General features: G+C 68.7%; 18 protein-coding genes. 7 read left to right on the top strand and 11 right to left on the bottom strand.

Going from position 1 to position 15,978, the window contains the following annotated elements:
* Window positions 1–143 precede the first annotated feature (143 nt).
* A complete protein-coding gene (locus ACZ5CR_RS34500) occupies window positions 144–512 on the top strand; it encodes a MerR family transcriptional regulator (RefSeq protein ID WP_468864894.1) in 369 nt (122 codons plus the stop codon).
* Between the two features lie 11 nt (window positions 513–523).
* Here the strand turns inward: ACZ5CR_RS34500 and ACZ5CR_RS34495 are convergent, their stop codons facing one another.
* From ACZ5CR_RS34495 to ACZ5CR_RS34485, 3 genes are all read right to left on the bottom strand, one after another.
* On the bottom strand, window positions 524–742 hold the full coding sequence (locus tag ACZ5CR_RS34495; protein WP_468864892.1) for a hypothetical protein: 219 nt from the start codon (window positions 740–742) through the stop codon (window positions 524–526).
* 282 nt (window positions 743–1,024) lie between these two features.
* Window positions 1,025–1,321: a hypothetical protein gene (locus ACZ5CR_RS34490; protein ID WP_468864890.1), complete on the bottom strand. Its 297-nt coding sequence runs from the start codon at window positions 1,319–1,321 to the stop codon at window positions 1,025–1,027.
* The gene (locus ACZ5CR_RS34485; RefSeq protein WP_468864887.1) at window positions 1,321–1,659 is read right to left on the bottom strand and encodes a hypothetical protein; all 339 of its coding nucleotides are present in this window, start codon (window positions 1,657–1,659) and stop codon (window positions 1,321–1,323) included. Before ACZ5CR_RS34485 ends, ACZ5CR_RS34490 begins: the two co-directional genes overlap by 1 nt.
* Before the next feature lie 134 nt (window positions 1,660–1,793).
* Between ACZ5CR_RS34485 and ACZ5CR_RS34480 the strand changes: the two genes are divergently transcribed.
* Window positions 1,794–2,057 (top strand): GntR family transcriptional regulator, encoded by a 264-nt coding sequence (locus tag ACZ5CR_RS34480; RefSeq protein ID WP_468864885.1) that lies wholly within the window; start codon window positions 1,794–1,796, stop codon window positions 2,055–2,057.
* A 22-nt stretch (window positions 2,058–2,079) separates the two neighbouring features.
* Here ACZ5CR_RS34480 and ACZ5CR_RS34475 read toward each other — a convergent pair whose 3' ends face one another.
* Window positions 2,080–3,057: an AraC family transcriptional regulator gene (locus ACZ5CR_RS34475; protein WP_468864882.1), complete on the bottom strand. Its 978-nt coding sequence runs from the start codon at window positions 3,055–3,057 to the stop codon at window positions 2,080–2,082.
* Between the two features lie 87 nt (window positions 3,058–3,144).
* Between ACZ5CR_RS34475 and ACZ5CR_RS34470 the strand changes: the two genes are divergently transcribed.
* A complete protein-coding gene (locus ACZ5CR_RS34470) occupies window positions 3,145–4,428 on the top strand; it encodes an MFS transporter (protein WP_468864879.1) in 1,284 nt (427 codons plus the stop codon).
* A 10-nt stretch (window positions 4,429–4,438) separates the two neighbouring features.
* Here the strand turns inward: ACZ5CR_RS34470 and ACZ5CR_RS34465 are convergent, their stop codons facing one another.
* Window positions 4,439–5,383, bottom strand: coding sequence for a ketopantoate reductase family protein (locus ACZ5CR_RS34465; protein WP_468864876.1), 945 nt, complete (start codon window positions 5,381–5,383; stop codon window positions 4,439–4,441).
* Window positions 5,384–5,513: 130 nt separating this feature from the next.
* Here ACZ5CR_RS34465 and ACZ5CR_RS34460 point away from each other — a divergent pair, with 130 nt between their 5' ends.
* On the top strand, window positions 5,514–6,110 hold the full coding sequence (locus ACZ5CR_RS34460; protein ID WP_468864873.1) for a TetR/AcrR family transcriptional regulator: 597 nt from the start codon (window positions 5,514–5,516) through the stop codon (window positions 6,108–6,110).
* Between the two features lie 19 nt (window positions 6,111–6,129).
* Here the strand turns inward: ACZ5CR_RS34460 and ACZ5CR_RS34455 are convergent, their stop codons facing one another.
* The 3 genes from ACZ5CR_RS34455 to mshA all read right to left on the bottom strand — a co-directional run bounded on the left by ACZ5CR_RS34455 (window position 6,130) and on the right by mshA (window position 9,847).
* Window positions 6,130–7,797, bottom strand: coding sequence for a glycoside hydrolase family 55 protein (locus tag ACZ5CR_RS34455; protein ID WP_468864979.1), 1,668 nt, complete (start codon window positions 7,795–7,797; stop codon window positions 6,130–6,132).
* Between the two features lie 207 nt (window positions 7,798–8,004).
* On the bottom strand, window positions 8,005–8,508 hold the full coding sequence (locus ACZ5CR_RS34450; RefSeq protein ID WP_468864870.1) for a type III secretion system chaperone family protein: 504 nt from the start codon (window positions 8,506–8,508) through the stop codon (window positions 8,005–8,007).
* The gene (gene mshA / locus ACZ5CR_RS34445) at window positions 8,501–9,847 is read right to left on the bottom strand and encodes a D-inositol-3-phosphate glycosyltransferase (RefSeq protein WP_468864868.1); all 1,347 of its coding nucleotides are present in this window, start codon (window positions 9,845–9,847) and stop codon (window positions 8,501–8,503) included. Before mshA ends, ACZ5CR_RS34450 begins: the two co-directional genes overlap by 8 nt.
* A 371-nt stretch (window positions 9,848–10,218) precedes the next feature.
* Here mshA and ACZ5CR_RS34440 point away from each other — a divergent pair, with 371 nt between their 5' ends.
* From ACZ5CR_RS34440 to ACZ5CR_RS34430, 3 genes are all read left to right on the top strand, one after another.
* Window positions 10,219–11,016, top strand: coding sequence for a class I SAM-dependent methyltransferase (locus ACZ5CR_RS34440; RefSeq protein WP_468864866.1), 798 nt, complete (start codon window positions 10,219–10,221; stop codon window positions 11,014–11,016).
* A 347-nt stretch (window positions 11,017–11,363) separates the two neighbouring features.
* Window positions 11,364–12,389: a C40 family peptidase gene (locus ACZ5CR_RS34435; protein ID WP_468864865.1), complete on the top strand. Its 1,026-nt coding sequence runs from the start codon at window positions 11,364–11,366 to the stop codon at window positions 12,387–12,389.
* Between the two features lie 319 nt (window positions 12,390–12,708).
* Window positions 12,709–14,184, top strand: a complete 1,476-nt coding sequence (locus ACZ5CR_RS34430) for a PP2C family protein-serine/threonine phosphatase (protein ID WP_468864864.1) — start codon at window positions 12,709–12,711, stop codon at window positions 14,182–14,184.
* Between the two features lie 48 nt (window positions 14,185–14,232).
* Here the strand turns inward: ACZ5CR_RS34430 and ACZ5CR_RS34425 are convergent, their stop codons facing one another.
* From ACZ5CR_RS34425 to ACZ5CR_RS34415, 3 genes are all read right to left on the bottom strand, one after another.
* Entirely contained in the window at window positions 14,233–14,571 is a 339-nt protein-coding gene (locus ACZ5CR_RS34425; protein WP_389915919.1) for a DUF2516 family protein, read from the bottom strand.
* A gap of 160 nt (window positions 14,572–14,731) precedes the next feature.
* Window positions 14,732–15,343, bottom strand: a complete 612-nt coding sequence (locus tag ACZ5CR_RS34420) for a hypothetical protein (RefSeq protein WP_468864861.1) — start codon at window positions 15,341–15,343, stop codon at window positions 14,732–14,734.
* Between the two features lie 25 nt (window positions 15,344–15,368).
* A complete protein-coding gene (locus tag ACZ5CR_RS34415) occupies window positions 15,369–15,851 on the bottom strand; it encodes a helix-turn-helix domain-containing protein (RefSeq protein WP_468864859.1) in 483 nt (160 codons plus the stop codon).
* Window positions 15,852–15,978: the final 127 nt, after the last annotated feature.

The raw sequence follows: 15,978 nt of genomic DNA, 5'->3' as shown, positions 1-15,978 counted from the left end.
CTCCGAGGGCCTGGACGGGCCCGTCGTAAGGGTTCAGTGCGCTCGGAAATGATCGCGAGCGCCGATGTCCACTAAGGTAGAACCTGACGTTGACGTCAGGTGCAAGTCTGACACGCCACCCATACGAAGGAGGACCGGTGCGGATGCGGATCGGAGAGGTCGCCGAGAAGGCGGGGGTGAGCGTCCGCGCGCTGCGCTACTACGAGGAACAGGAGCTGCTGCACGCCCACCGCAGTTCCGGCGGTCAGCGGCACTATCCCGACACCGCCGTCGGCCGGGTCAAGCTGATCCAGCAGCTCTATGCCGCGGGCCTGCCGAGCAGAACGGTCCGCGCGGTGCTGCCGTGTGTGGACTCGGGCGGCGCACCCTCGGCGGAACTCCTGGACCAACTGGCGGCGCAACGCGTCGACGTCGACCAGCGGATCACCGACCTGCTCGACGTGCGTGACCGGCTCGACGACGTGATCGCGATAGCGCGGAACCCTGACCACGGTTGCTCTCTCCCGCAGTAAAGGCCGGTCGGTCAGGGGCTGGTGCCCACATTCGAGAGCCCCTGCGAGACCTGGCTCACGGCGTCCACGATTTCGTGCCCGAAGGCGGTCGGTGCGATCAGCACCCCGAAGACCAGCACGACGGCCATGGTCATTCCCGTGTTGAACCGACTCCGGGCCAGAGGGCGTCTCCGCCACAGCAGAAAGATGATGACGGCCAGCAGTACCGCGAGATCGATGGTCAGCACCACTTGGCAAGTCCCCCCCATCAAGCACGAACGGCCAGTCCTCCTATGTAGCTCGAAGCGCGTGGGGCAGTCACGCGGCTATCCACGATTGGCGACATACCGCGCATCTTGGGCTGGATTGGCTTGTGCCAGGCGGGTATGCCGGGAAGCAGGGCGCGAGGGTGGCCCCCCGGGGCGTGCGTTCCGGGCTCCGGGCTCCGGGCTCCGGGCTCCGGGCTCCGGGCTCCGGGCTCCGGGCTCCGGGCTCCGGGCTCCGGGCTCCGGGGGCCACCCTCCCGTACTTACCTACTCGTTCAGTCGCAGCCCGCGGCTCTCCGCGACGCGAAGGGCGTCGTGCAGGGCCTCGGTCAGGCGTTGCGCGAGGAAGCGGAGTTCGTGTTCGGGGGTCTCGGGGAGCGTTTCACGGGCGTACGTCAGCAGCTGACGGCTCATGCCGAGCTGGACGGACTCCATCGCGTCGGCGACGCGGGACACGGGTCCGGTGTCGTCGCCGATGAGGTAGCAGGGTTTGCCTTCGGGCCCGGCCCAGGGCAGCAGGCGGGCAGGGCGGATTGGCTCCGACTGCGACTGCGACTGCGACATCAGGCGACCTCCATGCCGTGGATCCAGTAGGGGCCGGGGGCGTCCAACCCCAGGGTGGCGAGCACCAGTTCGCGTCGGCGTCCGCGCTGTTCGTGGGCTGTGAGGTAGGGGCGCACGAGGGGGCTTGCCTCGCCTGCGAGGGTGCCGGGGTCCAGTCCGTAAGGGCTTCGGCGGTCGGGGAGGGCGGGAGTGGTGGGGGCAGCGGGGGTAGCGGGCACAGGCGCGACCCGCGTCACGCCGAGCGGCGTACCGCTACTGCTGCCGCCGCGACGGTGCGCGCCGTGGGGTTGCAGCAGTAAGCGTGCCCATGCCGCGATGCGGTCGATAAGGTCGGTCATGTCGTCAGCTCCTTGTACTAGCTGGTGGCCATGCCCCCGGACGGTTGCGCCCGTCGCGGGGGTGCCATTTAACCGTGGTCTACCGCAGTCTACTGCGGTCGCACGGTAGACCGCAGTGTTTTAGCGTCCACTGCATGAGTTCGGATCTCGATCGAACACGCCCCGTCTGGCGCCAGGTCGCGGCAGCCGTCACCTCCCGCATCGCCGACGGCACCTACCCCGTAGGCGCGAGGGTGCCGTCCGTCGTCGAGCTGTCCTCCGAGTTCGGTATCGCCGCCTCGACAGCCCAGAAGGCCCTGACCCACCTCAAGACGGAGGGGCTCATCCGGGCCGAGGTGGGCCTCGGCTCCTTCGTGGCCAGGCGCCCCGAGAAGTCCGGCCAGCAGGACGACGCGTAGGCGCGACCGGGCCACCCCTGCGTCAGCCCACCCTGCTCGCGCCCGGCGGCTGACCCGTGACGCGTTTGAAGGCTCGGCTGAACGCGGCCTGCGAGGTGTAGCCGAGGCGTTGCGCCACGGTCTGGATCGGCAACGTGTCCTGGGCCAGCCACTGCCCGGCGAGGATCATCCGCAGCTCCGTGGCGTAGCGGAGGGGCGGCATGCCGATCGTGGCCTGGAACCGGTCCGCGAAGACGGACCGGGAGACATTGCATTCCCCTGCCAGCTCCGCCACGGTCCAGTGATGACCGGGCTGCCGGTGCAGGGCCAGGATGGCGCAGGCCAGACGGGGGTCGCGCAACGCGGCCACGAGGCCGGAGGCGCTGTCGCATCCGCACTCGATCCAGCCCCGCACGATCATGGCCGCCGCCACTTCGGCAAGACGGGCGAGGATTCCGGCGAAACCCACGCGCGCGGAGCAGACTTCGCGCCTCATGGACGTGAGGATCGGCAGGAGCCCGGGGTAACGCTCCCCTTCGGCGTCGACCAGCATGACGTCGGGCATCAGCTGACTGATGCCCTGCATTCCGCCGAGGTCGAACTCCATATAGCCGTTGAAGAAGATCGCGCTGGGATTCGGGTCGGTGCTCGGGCAGGCGTCCACGTCACAGACCGCGTCGCCGAGGGGAATCCCGTGGAAACTGTCCATGCCCAGGACCCGCACGTCCGGTCCGGAGAGCAGCTGATGGGACGCGCCGTGGGGCATGAATACGGCATTGCCCGCTGAGAGCTCGTGGACGGTTCCGTCCTCGGTGCGCAGGACGGCGGAGCCCACGGCGAGGAAGTGGAAATAGGCACGTCCGGGCTTCGCATCGAAGTTGAGGCCGAACCGCGGGCCGACATGGACGCGCCGATACTGCACGCCGCGCAGCCGCATGCTGGTCAGCAGTTCACTGATGAGGTCGGACGACAGGGCGAACTGCCCTGCCGCTCCAGCTGCCCCACCCGGACTCTCGGTCAAAGATTGCAGACTTTCCGTCATAGCTCATCCTGAAATTCGCGTGCAGCCTTGACTTGAACGTCTCATGCGATTCAGGAGAAGTAAAAGGTGAGCAGCGATACACGAGGCATCGGCTCCGGCACCGGCTCCGCCACCGGCACCGTTCCCGACGCCCAGCCTGACGAAGCCCCCGACAGGGGATCGATACCGCCCGAACCGGCCTCATCGTCCTGGGCCGCGGTGTTCTCACTGGCGGTGGGTGTTTTCGGGTTGCTGACGGCGGAGTATCTGCCGACGAGCTTGTTGACCCCGATGGCCGACGACCTGGGGATATCGAAAGCCCTGGCAGGACAGGCGGTGACTGTCACGGCGGTGGCGGCGATGCTGTCCGGACTGTTGACGGCAACGCTGACCAGGAGGATCGACCGAAGGGTCGTACTGCTCGGCTTCACCGTCCTGATGATCGTGTCCAATCTGCTGGTGGCCGTATCCACCAACATGCTGATGCTGATGCTCATGCGGATCCTGCTGGGTATCGCACTCGGTGGCTTCTGGAGCATGGCGGCGGCGGTGGCGATGCGGCTGGTGCCCGCGGCTCTGGTTCCGCGTGCGATATCGATCATTTTCAGTGGCATCGCGGTGGCGACCATCGTGGCGGTGCCGCTCGGCAGCTATTTCGGTGAGCTGTCCGGTTGGCGCAGCACTTTCGTGGCGGCGGCCGTACTCGGAGTACTGACGTTGGTGTTCCAGCTGCTGACACTGCCCCGGATGGCGCCGCACGGCACGGCACGCCTCGGCACGCTGTGGGAGGTGCTGCGACGCCCGGGATTCGGCGTGGGCATCGTAGGAATGCTGCTGATTCACATCGGGCACTACGCGCTGTTCACCTATATCCGGCCCGCTCTGGAGAACGTGGTGAAAGTCGACGTCGATGAGCTGGCGCTGCTGTTGTTCGTCTTTGGAGTGGCGAACTTCGTGGGCACGCTGGCGGCCGGATGGCTTTTGCAGATCAGCCTGCGCCTGACATTGACACTGACGCCTGCACTGATGGGCATCGCGGCACTGGGCTTGGCGCTGCTTCCCGCTGGGAAAATCGGATACGTGGCTCTGGTGGTCCTCTGGGGCCTGGCCTTTGGCGGCGTATCGGTGGCGTGGTCGAACTGGGCGACTCGCATGGTGCCCGACCAGGCTGAGAGCGCGGGCGGGCTCGTGGTGGTCGGCGTGCAGTCCGCCATCGCCGGAGGGGCTGCCGCAGGCGGCGTGATGTTCGGTATCGGCGGCGCCGTCACCGTCTTCACCATCTCCGGCGTCGTGCTGCTCGCCTCCGCGTTGCTGATCGTGCTGCGGGTCAAAGCACCCCGCCACCTCACCACCTCGCAGGAAACTGACTGAAGCTCAACTCTCAGGCTCTGGCCGGAAGGGCTTCGCGGAGTTCCTCGAGTCGGCGCACCGGCAGTCCGCGCGACCTGCCCTCGGTGATCCATTCGTCCAGCATTTCCCGGGTCTGCGGGCCCACTTTGGTCCAGTGCGCGCGGAGGTAGCGCGGCAGGTCGAACGGGGCGAGTACGGGAAGGGCCCGCATGGCCAGGCCGATGACCCAGGCGGGGACAACCGTCGCGGGTGGTTCGCTGCCGGTGAGAGCGGCAGCGACCACCGCCGCTTCCCGGGCGGCGGCGGTCGGCGCGCTCAGCTTCCTGCGCAGGGCGGGCAGCGACCAGTCGGCGACCTCCAGCGCGGCCATGTAGGGAATCATCAGGGCTTCGTTCTGCTCGGCGGCGCCTTCACGGTCCGCCTTTCGCGTGCGGACACCGCCCGCGCGGAGCGCCGCCACGGTGTCCCCGGCGCGGTCCTCGGCGCCGCTGACCGTGATCGCCGCGCCGGGCGGCATCCAATACGCGATGCCGGGCGACGGCACTTCGTCCGTCAGCGGCGCCTGGTAGGCAAGGACGGACGGCACCACTTGGACGATCTGCTCGGCCAGCCATATCCGGGCGAGGTCCGACAGGGTGTGCGGGGCCGCGATGACGGGGACGACGGTCGCGGAGCCGACACGGTCACGGAGGTCCTGAACCCAGGGTCCATGGAGATCCGTAGAGGAAACGCAGAGCCAGACCGCGTCCCAACCGCCCTCGCCGTTCAAGTCCTCCAGGTCGGCGACGACCGCAGCGGGTCGCAGGCGCTCGGCGACCGGTCCGCCAAGACGCCGCAACCGGAACAGCGTCCGGCCCTCCCGCTCCCACCCCTCCCGCCCCGGTCTGACCAGATAGGTCACCGAAGCGCCTCCTCTGGCCAGCCAGAGACCGAAGACCTGCCCCAACGCACCGGCACCGATCACCAGAACCTTCATCGGCCTCTTCATCGCCTCGCCCGACCCGCCCCTCAAAGAAACTCAACGCCACTACTGATACTGAGTATCACGATAGTAGCCAGGTGTTAGTTCTGCGAGTGAGTGCGCTCGGGAGGGGTAGGGTGCACGGATGAACGCCTCCCGGATGAGCACCCGCGACATTGGCCGTAGCGCGATTCGCGAGGAGCTGGCCCGGGTGGCTCTCGACCTGTTCTGCCGCAGGAGCTTCGAAAGCGTCACTTTCGAAGACCTCGCCGCCTCCGCCGGGGTCTCGCGCGCCACGTTCTTGCGCTACTTCGGAAGCAAGGAGGAAGTGGTCCTCTTCGCCTTCGACCCGCTCGGCGACCGGATGGCCGAGGCTCTGCGTGTCCGCCCGGCCGATGAGGACGACTGGGCCGCTCTGAGGCGAGCCGTCGATCCAGTCGTCGCGTTCGTCGCCCGTGAACTCCCCGACGGGCTCACGTTGCTCGACCTGGTGCATCGGAGTCCGGCGCTGTGCACCCGATTTCGCGAGAAGCAGGCCAATTGGCGGCCGCACCTGGTGCGGAGCCTGACGGAGCGCTCACGGACCGGGCAGTCGTCTCCTTTGATCCTCCACGCGCGCGTGGCCGCCGCTATGGAGTGCCTCATGGCCGCTGTTGAGCACTGGGTCGCCATCGAGGCACGCCTGGATCTCGGCAGTGTGGTCGATGACGCGTTCGGCGCACTCATGCCGACGGATCGATGACGGCTTCGGTGACGGCCTCTTAAGCGCCTTCGCCTTCGACTTCTCTCTGCGCCTCGTACAGATTCCGTGGCCGCACCACGCCAGTGGTCCCGTACAGCTCGATGCATGAACGCAGGTCTCCGGAGAAGTCCGGTACGTCGATCTGGCCGAACTCCCGGACCTCGTTGATGCCGACCGTCGCGCTGTACGGTGCCAGGCCGTCGATCTTCATCAGGCCCGACCGCTCGTTGGTGACGCGGATGTTCCAGTGGGTGAAGCGGGCGCCGAAGAGAGGGCCCGCGCTGGCGTCTCCCCCGTGGGTGCCGTTGTTGTTGACCGTGATGTCCGTGCGGACGTTCGCGAACGGCATGCCTCTGTGGCTGTCGAAGGTGCCCATCTCCATCACGCCCCGGGACCAGACGTTGTAGGAGGACAGGCCCTCCACGTTGATGCCGTGGAGTTGGGTGCCGGAGGGCGCCGGGACCGTACGTTCGTCGATCCTGAAATCCTCTATGAGGTTGTCGTGCGAGCCCTCCCGGCAGAAGTACGGGTGGTGCGCTCCCCTGCCCGTCACCCGCGTGCGGCGCAGCGTGCAGGCCGACGCGCTCACCAGGCCGAACCCGTTGTCGACGTGGCGGACCACGATGTCGTCCGCCCAGCAGTCGTACGCACACTGGAACGTGACCCCGTTGTAGCCCTTGTCCAGGAGATGCGGGGACTGAGGAGTCTCCACCGCTTCCAGCGTCAGGGCCTCGACGCCCGCTCCCGTCAGCGCCTTCACGTGCGTCGTCAGGCGCGGGTCCCACTCCTCGCGTACGTCCAGGGGAAGCGGGCGTTCCAGGGTGACCGTGCTCTTCTTTACTGAAGTGATCCGTACCGGCCACTCGTAGGGGACGTATGACGTGAGTTTTGTCTTGTCGTCCCACACGTATCCCACTGGGCCCTCTCCCCCGCCCGCCATGTGCTCCAAGAGCGTGTGGTCCGCGTCGTCCGCCAGGCGCAGGAGCACCAGGTCGCCCTTGTGGAGGCGGGAGGTGTCCGTGACCCTCAGGGTGCGGTCGCCTCGTCTCGCGGGGGCGACGGCGCTCAGCGTCTCCCACTCGTCGCGCTTGTTGCCCGTCCAGCCCTCGAAGGGCCACGCCTTCGCCGTGATGGCCGTCGTAAGGGACTCCCAACGGGGCTGCGGGCAGAGCCAGATGAGGCCGCCCGCCCAGGACCAGCTCGACTTGTCCCCTCCGTAGCGGGAGCCGTACGGGCCGATCAGTTCCGTGAGGCTCTTCGTCGCGTGGAGGGTGGTGCGGGTGCTGCCCGCGCCCCTCAGGACCACGTTGTCGTGGGCGATGCGGATGATGCCGTCGATGCGGTACTCGCCGGGCGGGACGACGACCGTGCCGCCGCCTCTCCTTCCCGCGTCGGCCAGCGCCCGGTTGATCGCGGGGGCCGCGTCCGACGTGCCGTCCGGCCTCGCTCCGTAGTCCCTTACGTTCGCGACCACCTTGGGCCGGGGGAAGCGACGTACGCCGGAGTGGGCGCCCGCGCGGGCTATGTAAGGGATCTGGGGGTGCGTGTACGGAGTCGCCTCGAACTCCCGCCAGAGGGTGGGGATTTCGCCGGACTTCGCAGCCGCCGTCCCGCCGGTCGCGCCGGTCGCGGCCACCGCCGCCACGGCCATCGCCCCGCCGAGTACGCCACGTCTGCTGGGGTGCATCTTGCCCGTGCCCGCACTCATGCCCATGCCCATGCCCATGCCCGCCGCCACCTTATCCATGGATGTGAACACCATTCATGTCTGCGATGAGCGTGAGCATGCCATTAGCACCTCGTACGCGGAAGATGTCGTACGGGGTCTCTTAATTGATCTCTTACGGGGTCTCTTAGCCCTCTTAATGCAGCGAACCCAGCCAGTGCGGCGACCTCAGCCCTGCGGCCGAGTCAAGTGAGTGAACGCGTCCAGGTTCCGCGTGGACTCCCCGCGCGACACCCGCCACGCGTACTCCTTGCGGATCGCCGACGCGAAACCCAGCTCCAGGAGCGTGTTGAAGGAGCCGTCCGCGTTCTCCAGGACCGAGCCGAGCAGACGGTCGAGCTCGTCCGGGGTGACCGCCGCGAGCGGGAGCTTGGCGGTGAGGTAGATGTCACCGAGGGAGTCGATCGCGTAACTGACGCCGTACAGGCGCAGGTTGCGCTCCAGGAGCCAGCGGTGGACCGCGGCGTCGTTCTCGTCGGGGTGGCGGATCACGAACGCCGTCAGTGACAGGGCGTGCTTGCCGACCTTGAGCGAGAGCGTCGTCGACAGCTTGCGGGTGCCGGGGAGCGTCACCACGTAGGAGCCGCTCTCCGGGCTCTCCCACTCCAGTTCCGCCTCGTCCAGCGTCCGCTCGACGATCGTGGTCGGCGCGGTGTCAGCCTGATCAGCCATGATGCGAGCGTACGCGACGCCTGTGTTCGTGCACCGCCGCCGTGTACACGTCCGCGGTGGCGGACGCGGCCGTGTCCCAGCCGAAGGATTGAGCGTGCCGCGCCGCCGCCTCGCCCATGCGGTCCACAAGGTGTGGATTGTCGGCGAAATCGCGCAGCACGCGCGCGTAGTGGGCCGGTTCGTGGCCGTCGACCAAGAAGCCCGTCACCCCGTCGCGCACGGCGACCGGCAGACCGCCCACCGACGCCGCGAGGACCGGGGTGCCCGCCGCCTGCGCCTCTATGGCCACCAGACCGAACGACTCGCTGTACGAGGGCATCACCAGGACCGAGGCCGCCCTGAACCAGTCCGCGAGCTGTTCCTGGCCCACCGGCGGCTGGAAGCGGACGACGTCCGCGATGCCCAGCCTCGCGGCCAGCTTCTGCAGACCCTCCGGCTTCGCCAAGCCGCTACCGCTCGGGCCGCCCACCACGGGGACGACGATGTTCGAGCGGAGCTCGGGGCGCTGGTCCAGGAGGACCGCGACCGAGCGGAGCAGCACGTCCGGCGCCTTCAGGGGCTGGATGCGGCCCGCGAAGAGCGGGACGAGGGCGTTCTGCGGGAGGCCCAGGCGGTGTCGGGCCGCCGCGCGGCCGTCGGCGGGGCGGAAGCGGTCGAGGTTCACGCCGGGGTGGACGACGGCGACCTTGCCCGCGTCCGCTTCGTAGTGGCGTACGAGCTCGTCGGCCTCTTCGGAGGTGTTGGCGATAAGACGGTCGGCCGCCCGCACGATCTGCGTCTCGCCGATCACGCGCGCCGCGGGCTCCGGGGTGTCGCCCTCCGCGAGGGCGGCGTTCTTGACCTTCGCCATCGTGTGCATGGCGTGCACGAGCGGCACGCCCCAGCGTTCGGCGGCCAGCCAGCCGACGTGGCCGCTGAGCCAGTAGTGCGAGTGGACGAGGTCGTAGTAGCCGGGGCGGTGGCCCGCCCACGCCTGCATCACGCCGTGCGTGAAGGCACAGAGCTGCGCGGGCAGCTCCTCCTTCGCCAGGCCTTCGTACGGTCCCGCGTCCACATGGCGTACGAGGACACCAGGGGAGAGTTCGACGGCGGGCGGCAGCGCACCGGTCGTCGAGCGCGTGAAGATCTCGACCTCGATGTTGATCGCCGCAAGGCGCTTGGCAAGCTCCACGATGTAGACGTTCATGCCGCCCGCGTCGCCCGTGCCGGGCTGGTGCAGCGGGGAGGTGTGCACGCTGAGCATGGCCACCCTGCGCGGGCGCCGGTGTGCCCCGGGGAGCCGGAGCCCCCTGGGGGCCGCCGGCGAGCGACGGCCGAGCCTGGACACGTACTGGCTCACGTGGCGGTCCTCCTGGTGCGCGCGGGTATGACTGAGCGGGCTTGGCTCAAGCGGGCATGGCTTAAGGGAGGGCGTGCACGGTCCTCCAGAGGGTGAACATCGGAGGGGACAGCTCCATTTCCGCTTTACCAAACAATTACCGGTTGCGGCTCAACCGATGGCCTCACCGGTGATCACTCCATGACCCCGCCGGTGATCACTCCATGAGCTCACCGGGGGTCGCCCCATGGCCCCGCCGGGCTAGACGAGTGCCCTTGCCGGGCTCGACGAGTACCCCCGCCGAACTCGGCGAGTACCCCTGCCGGGCTAGACGAGTACCCCCGCCGGGCTCGGCGAGTACCCCCGCCGCCAGGGCGCATACCCTTTCCACCATGGCCTCCCGCACTCCTTCCCGCCCCGTGGGAACGGTGACGCGCGGGACCACCAACCCCAACCGCCTGCGCCGCATGGACCGCTGGATCGCCGCCACGCACGGCGCGGAATTGCGGCGCTCCGACGACCCCGTCGCCGTCGACCTCGGCTACGGAGCCGCCCCCTGGACGGCCCTGGAACTACTCGTCCGGCTGCGGACCGCCGCCCCCCGCGTGCGCGTGGTCGGCGTCGAGATCGATCCGGCGCGGGTCGCGGGCGCGAAGCCGTACGAGAGGGAAGGGCTCTCCTTCAGGCACGGCGGCTTCGAGGTCCCGCTGCCGGGCAGGCCCCTGCTGATCCGCGCGGCGAACGTGCTCCGGCAGTACGACGAGGAGCAGGTCGCCGCCGTATGGGAACGGCTGTGCGGGCGGCTCGCGCCGGGCGGGCTGCTCGTCGAGGGGACGTGCGACGAGATCGGGCGGCGGCACGTCTGGGTCGCGCTCGGACCTGAGGGGCCGCGCACGGTGACCTTCGCGACCCGCCTCGGATCGCTCGACCGGCCGTCCGACCTCGCCGAGCGCCTGCCCAAGGCGCTGATCCACCGGAACACGCCGGGCGAGCCGGTGTACGCGTTCCTGCGCGACTTCGACCGGGCCTGGGCCACCGCCGCGCCCTACGCCTCGTACGGCGCCCGGCAGCGGTGGATCAGGGCGGTGCGGGACCTGGCCGCGGACTGGCCCGTGGTCGACCGGGATTCGCGGTGGCGGCAGGGCGAAGTGACCGTGCGGTGGGAGGCCCTTGCCCCTCGTCAGGGGTGAACTCGCGGGGTGCCTAGGTGCCTAGGTGCCTACAGGTGAACCCGTGGGGTGCCTGCGGATGAGTTCGCGAGGTGGCGGCGGGTGAAATCCGCGTGCGACACGCCGCGAGGGGAACGATCTCCGCGTGCCGCTCGTCACATGGGTCGAGTAGCGGGTGGGGATCGGACTTGCTGCGGTCGGGCTTGCTGCGGTCGGGTTTACCGCGATCGGACTTGTCTCGATCGGACTTGCTGTCGCGCTCTGTCGTATTGCGCGTCGGCATGGCACCATCCGCGGGGCAACCGTAAGTTACTGACGGTAAATCAGCTTTGGGGGAGGCGGACGTGACCGGCAAGCGGAGTTCGACTATGGCTGGCCTGGCGCTGATCTGCGCCGCAGCGGTGCTGAGCACACCCGCCGCGGCCTACGCGAGCCCGGCGAAGCCAACGCCCGGCAACACCAAGTCCCTTGAGGACCTGCGCAAAGAGATCGAGAAGCTCTACCACGACGCGGGCGTCGCCACAGACGCGTACAACGCGGCGGAGGAGAAGAGCGAGAAGCAGTCCAAGCAGATCGTGAAGCTCGCCCGCTCCATCACCAAGGGTCAGCAGAAGCTGGACAAGCTCAAGTCCCGTGCGGGCGCCGCGGCCCGCGAGCAGTATCGAAGCGGCGGGGTGTCCTCCGAGGCCCGGCTGATGCTGAGCGACGACCCCCAGGAGTTCCTGGAGAGCGCCGGACGGATGCGCCAGGGTCACAAGGCCACCAAGGGCATGCTGACGGAGATGGAGCGGACGCAGGAAGACCTGCGGATCTACGCCAAGGACGCCACCGCCCAGTGGAAGAAGCTCGAAACCAACCGCAAGGCCAAGGCCGAGTCGAAGAAGAAGATCAAGAAGAAGATCGCGGCCGCCGAGGAGATGGAGTCGAAGCTCGAGAAGAAGGAGCTGGAGCGGCTCCGGAAGCTTGAGGAAGAGGCCCAGCTCAAGAAGCAGTCGGCGTGGGTGAGTTCGGGTGTCCTGAAGGGCATCAAGGGCAAGGCGACAGGGCCCGGCAAAAAGGCCGTCGAGTTCGCCACCGCACAGCTCGGCAAGCCGTACGTCTGGGGCGCGGAAGGCCCGTCCTCGTACGACTGCTCCGGACTCACGTCCAAGGCCTGGGCCGCCGCGGGCAAGGGAATTCCGCGTACGTCACAGGAGCAGTGGAAGCAGCTGCCGCACGTCGACATCAAGAACATGCGCCCCGGCGACCTGATCATTTATCACGCGGACGCCAGCCATGTCGGGATGTACGTGGGCGACGGCGCGATCGTGCACGCGCCGCGGCCCGGCCGCGATGTCACCGTCGCGGGCGCGGGATCGATGCAGATCCTCGGGGTCGTGCGGCCCGACAAGTAGGAAGCAGGAAGCAGGAAGCAGGAAGCAGGAAGTAGGGGCATCGGGGGCTCCACGAACAGCGTTACGGCACGCCTTCGGCAGAGGTGCGGCACGCGTACAGCAGAGGTGCGGCACGCGTACGGCAGAGGTGCGGCACAAGGCGGGTCGCCCTGTGCCGTACGTCATGTGACCCACCGCACCCTCACCCCGCCCCTCAACCCTTCAGGCGTGATGTTCGTCATTCCGGTCAGGACCTGTCGTGCCCAATTGCGGTCCTTGTTCCGGCATATGACGGTGGCTGTTTGCCGCGCGCCATTCCAATCGGGGCGCGGCTAACGCTATGGTCCCCGTCGGTGAATCGTTCGACCGTCGATCCACCGTGCCCTCGGGGGGAGGGAAGGAAACCGAAGCCATGCCCGTACCCATACCGCGGCAGAGGGCGATCCCGGCCGCGGAAGGCGGTCAGGCTCACGCTCTGCCGACGCCGACGCCCGCACCCGAGCCGGCGCCCGAATCCGTACCCACGCCCGTGGAGCCCGCACCCACGTCCCTTGAGCCCGTACCCGCGCCCAGGGACATGGACCAGCAGGCCAGCGGACCGGGACTCAGCCTCCTGGTGATCGAGGACGACCCGGCGGGCTCCCTGAGCCTGCCCCGGATGCTCGACGCCATGGGCAAGCCCATCCGTATCCGCACCGCCCGCAACCTCACCGAGGCCGAGCGGCTGCTCACCGACGACGTGCACTGCATCCTGCTCGACCTCGCCATGACGGCCCCCGCGACTCCCGCCTCCTCTGCCGCGTCCGCCGCAGCCGCGCTCTCCGCGGCCCCCGAGGAGCACGAGGACGAGCTGGCCACGCTCAAGCACGTCCTGCGCCTCGCGCCTCGGCACGCCGTCCTCGCGCTCACCGCGAACGGCGACTCCGAGCGCGGCGCGGAGGCCGTGCGGGTCGGCGCCCAGGACTATCTCTTCCGTGACGAGCTGGACGGGCGTCTCCTCAGCCGCGCCATCCGGTACGCCGTGGAGCGCAAGCGCGCGGACGCCGCCCAGCGCCAGCTGACGGAGTCGCGGCTGCGCGCCCAGGAGAACGCCCGCCTGGAGCGCGGCCTGCTGCCGACGCCGCTCCTCGACGGCTCACCGCTGCGGTTCGCCGCGCGCTACCGCCCCGGACGTTCACGGGCGCTGCTCGGCGGCGACTTCTACGACACGGTGCGCACCCCCGACGGCTCCGTGCACGTCATGATCGGCGACGTCTGCGGCCACGGTCCGGACGAGGCCGCGCTCGGCGTGGAGCTGCGCATCGCCTGGCGGACGCTGACCTTCGCGGGCCTGTGCGGCGACGAGCTGCTCAGCACGTTGCAGAAGGTCCTGGAGCACGAGCGCGCCGACGACGAGATCTTCGCGACGCTCTGCACGGTCGACATCGCCCCGGACGGACGCAGGGCCGGGCTCTGCCTCGCGGGCCACCCGGCACCGCTGATCGCCCGCGACGGGCACCTCGCCGAGCTGCTTCCGTACGAGAACAACGGCCCCGCGCTTGGACTCCTGCCGAACGCCCGCTGGCCGCGCAGCCAGGTGGAGCTGGGCGGCAAGTGGAGCCTGATGCTCTACACGGACGGCCTGATAGAGGGCCGCATCGGCCAGGGCAACCAGCGTCTGGGACAGGACGGCATGGTGGAGATGCTCCGCCGCCAGATCGCCGCGGGCCTGCGGGGCGACGAGCTCCTCGAGGCCGCGGTCAACGAGGCACGGGAGCTGAACGGGGGCGACCTGACGGACGATGTCGCCGTGCTGCTCCTTGACCGCGACCGCTGACCCGAGACCCTCTCGGGTAACCGGTCACCGGTCACCGTCACGGAGCTTCTAGCGGCCGCCGTTGTACGGCCCGTACGGACCGTCGCTGCTGGAGCCGCGGCGTCCGCCGCCGCCTCCGCCACCGGTGATCTGCCGCAGCGCGGGCCGTACGTCGACCATGTAGACGATGGTCGCGACGAGCCCGATGATCGGCAGGAACGACAGGATGTTGAAGATCAGGTTCACGATGAAGGCGAGCCCGAGGATGATCAGCCAGAACGGCTTGGTCTTCTTGTCCGCCGCGCGATAGGCGTCCTCACGCCGCACCGCCGCGTCGACGAGCGCGAAGCCGCTGAAGACGATCAGCGCCAACGACAGCAGCCACATGAAGTTTGCGAACCCCTGCATCAGCACAACGTCCACCACCAGTCCCGGCTCTTTAAGCCTCTTGAAGCCATACAAATCATCGAATCGTCGAGTACGCGGACACCGTACCCGCTACCGGGTGAACGGGCCGGGCACTCCGTGAGTGCCCGGCCCGTTCACCCGGTGAATGCCGTACGCGGGCCTACTTGGCGGGCGGCGTGGTCTTCTTCGCCGCGGGCTTGCGGGCGGCCGGGGCCTTCTTGGCGGCGGGCTTCTTCGCCGAGGCCGCGGCAGCGGTCTTCGACTCGGCGGACTCCGACGTGCCCGGCTGCGACTCGGCGGAGCCCGACTTCTCGTCGGCGTCCGGCTCGACGGCCACGGCCAGCTCGTTGATCTCCTCGGCGGCCTCGCCGCGCCAGGTCTTCACGGCCTGCTCGCCGTGCTCGGCGACCTCTTCGTACTTCTCGCGCGCCTTGACGGCGTACTCGGCGGCCACGCCGACCGAGCTGAGGGCGAAGCCCTGAGCGCTCTCGCTCAGCTTCTTCAGGTCGGTGTCGAGCGTGCCGAGCAGCTCGGAGACCCTGGTCTGGATGGTCTCCTGCGCCTCCTTGGCACGGGCGACGGCCTTGTCCTGGACGGCCTTGGTGTCGGTGTTGCGCACGGCGTCGATACGGGCCGGCGCCTCGGCGATCAGCTGCTCGATGGCGCTCGGCACCCGCTTCGCCTGCTGGAACGCCAGGTCGGCGGTGCCGACGACGAAGTAAGCGGGGGTGGTGTCGGTGAGGGTGTTGCGCAGGTCGTCCTTGATGGCCATGGTGATGGTCCTCCCGGATTCGCGTTCAGCTTGAGGGGTGGTCCTTGGGGCTGGCATCACTGCCGTCGGCCGTGCGGGGGCCGTCAGCGGTGGCGTCCACGTCGTCCGTGTCGTCCGCGTCGTCCGCGTACGACGACGCTTCATCCGCGTACCCCGAGACCTCGAAGCCGTTCTCTTTCCTGAACGACTCGTAGATCTGCAACAGGACCTGCTTCTGCCGCTCGTTGATGGAGGGGTCGGCGAGGATGACGGCGCGCGTCTCCAGCTCGTCCCGCTCCTTCTCGTCGAGGATCCCGGCCCGGACATACAGCGTCTCGGCGGAGATCCGCAGCGCCTTGGCCACCTGTTGCAGCACGTCGGCACTGGGCTTGCGCAGGCCGCGCTCGATCTGGCTCAGATACGGATTGGACACCCCGGCGGCGTCGGCGAGCTGCCTGAGCGAGAGCTGCGCGTTGCGCCGCTGCTCACGCAGATACTCACCGAGATTGCCGACGTTGAGTGATGCCATACGTCGATAGTGCCTGCCGCTTGCTAACTATTGCAAGCACCTGCTTGCAAAAGTGCGCTACGCCACTACTGGGCCGCTGTGACTCGCAGCGGTAACTGTCACTTCGCAGCGATATCTGTCACTAGTT

Source organism: Streptomyces sp. NPDC031274, assembly GCF_055570235.1.
The sequence above is the reverse complement of the archived record's forward strand: the minus strand, read 5'-3'. Positions and strand labels throughout refer to the sequence as shown.

Excerpts from the sequence above, each read along its gene's own strand:
- ACZ5CR_RS34430 (WP_468864864.1), top strand. The coding sequence starts at position 12,709 with ATGGTCCCCGTCGGTGAATCGTTCGACCGTCGATCCACCGTGCCCTCG.
- ACZ5CR_RS34460 (WP_468864873.1), top strand. The coding sequence starts at position 5,514 with ATGAACGCCTCCCGGATGAGCACCCGCGACATTGGCCGTAGCGCGATT.
- ACZ5CR_RS34415 (WP_468864859.1), bottom strand. The coding sequence starts at position 15,851 with ATGGCATCACTCAACGTCGGCAATCTCGGTGAGTATCTGCGTGAGCAG.
- ACZ5CR_RS34480 (WP_468864885.1), top strand. The coding sequence starts at position 1,794 with ATGAGTTCGGATCTCGATCGAACACGCCCCGTCTGGCGCCAGGTCGCG.
- ACZ5CR_RS34435 (WP_468864865.1), top strand. The coding sequence starts at position 11,364 with ATGGCTGGCCTGGCGCTGATCTGCGCCGCAGCGGTGCTGAGCACACCC.
- ACZ5CR_RS34440 (WP_468864866.1), top strand. The coding sequence starts at position 10,219 with ATGGCCTCCCGCACTCCTTCCCGCCCCGTGGGAACGGTGACGCGCGGG.
- ACZ5CR_RS34500 (WP_468864894.1), top strand. The coding sequence starts at position 144 with ATGCGGATCGGAGAGGTCGCCGAGAAGGCGGGGGTGAGCGTCCGCGCG.
- ACZ5CR_RS34425 (WP_389915919.1), bottom strand. The coding sequence starts at position 14,571 with ATGCAGGGGTTCGCAAACTTCATGTGGCTGCTGTCGTTGGCGCTGATC.
- ACZ5CR_RS34420 (WP_468864861.1), bottom strand. The coding sequence starts at position 15,343 with ATGGCCATCAAGGACGACCTGCGCAACACCCTCACCGACACCACCCCC.
- ACZ5CR_RS34485 (WP_468864887.1), bottom strand. The coding sequence starts at position 1,659 with ATGACCGACCTTATCGACCGCATCGCGGCATGGGCACGCTTACTGCTG.
- ACZ5CR_RS34450 (WP_468864870.1), bottom strand. The coding sequence starts at position 8,508 with ATGGCTGATCAGGCTGACACCGCGCCGACCACGATCGTCGAGCGGACG.
- ACZ5CR_RS34490 (WP_468864890.1), bottom strand. The coding sequence starts at position 1,321 with ATGTCGCAGTCGCAGTCGCAGTCGGAGCCAATCCGCCCTGCCCGCCTG.
- ACZ5CR_RS34465 (WP_468864876.1), bottom strand. The coding sequence starts at position 5,383 with ATGAAGGTTCTGGTGATCGGTGCCGGTGCGTTGGGGCAGGTCTTCGGT.
- ACZ5CR_RS34455 (WP_468864979.1), bottom strand. The coding sequence starts at position 7,797 with ATGCACCCCAGCAGACGTGGCGTACTCGGCGGGGCGATGGCCGTGGCG.